General features: G+C 63.5%; 1 protein-coding gene. It reads right to left on the reverse strand.

Annotated elements, in window-relative coordinates; all coding sequences use genetic code 11:
• A partial coding sequence (locus V8324_RS22305) for a transposase (RefSeq protein ID WP_336422051.1) occupies positions 1-520 on the reverse strand: 520 nt, incomplete at both ends.

Below are 520 nucleotides of genomic sequence, written 5' to 3' on the forward strand. Positions count from 1 at the left end.
CGCAGCAGAGCGCGATGCAGTTTGCCAGGCGGTCGGCGGTAGCGAGGCGCAACTCCTCGATCCGGCAACCGGTCTTCAAGGTTCGGAAGAAGGTCTCGATCTTCCAGCGCAGGGCATACCATTCGAGCTTGTGCACGGCCTCCGCATGGGTGGCCACCGGCAAATTCGTGATCAGCTTCCAGAAGACGGGCGCCCGACCTTCCGGCGGATCGAGCTCCTCGGCATGGATGATCTGGAGCTCCTGATGCCGGTATTTCCGCTGCTTTCCGATCGGCGGGCGGACCGTCATCGTCGCGTGCCGGACCGATAGCACGGCGCAATGGTCATTACCGTGCGCATCGCGAAACCGGACCTCGTGGGTGCCGCTCGACTGCACTCCTGCCATCACCCTGGCAATCGTCGTGCCGCCATCTTCTGCCAGGCGGTCGACGCAACTGCGGACGAGGAACCCGGTCCCGAGTTCCTCGGCCAGGCAGTAGAGCTCAAAGATGTCGCTTTCCCGATCGCCGATGTGCACACA

Origin of the sequence: Roseovarius sp. D22-M7, from assembly GCF_037083785.1 — a bacterium.
GTDB lineage: Bacteria > Pseudomonadota > Alphaproteobacteria > Rhodobacterales > Rhodobacteraceae > Roseovarius.